The sequence below is a fragment of the Pseudomonas sp. 2995-1 genome, assembly GCF_002742505.1.
In the GTDB taxonomy this organism is placed as follows: Bacteria; Pseudomonadota; Gammaproteobacteria; order Pseudomonadales; family Pseudomonadaceae; genus Aquipseudomonas; species Aquipseudomonas sivasensis.
Window position 1 is genome coordinate 1 of the sequence record NZ_LJSA01000396.1, and the last position, 290, is coordinate 290.

1 protein-coding gene is annotated in these 290 nt (G+C 34.8%); it reads right to left on the bottom strand.

Translation table 11 applies throughout. The features are described 5' to 3' along the window. Positions 1 to 184 (bottom strand): hypothetical protein (locus AOA61_RS31885; protein ID WP_218197364.1); only part of this gene is annotated, 184 nt, incomplete at its 3' end. Between the last annotated feature and the right edge of the window lie 106 nt (positions 185 to 290).

The window sequence follows — 290 nt, forward strand, 5'->3', positions numbered from 1 at the left end:
AATAAAAACAGCCTAAGATAAAACCTATGAATAGAAAGTATGTAATGCCATTGTTAAATGGCGTGATTTGTTCAGATGAGACTGTGATATTTACACTACCTGCGTTGATTTCTGCTAGGAAGATAATTACTAAAAGTGAAACGAGAGTTATACCTTGATAGATTGTCCATTTTGAAAATAACATTGTAACCCCCTGACTAGATTGTGTACTATTCTATCACACATAGAGGATACCTTGGGAAAAACGCATTGAGCTTACAAAGGGAAAGTCGCATTGTACTATACTAAGC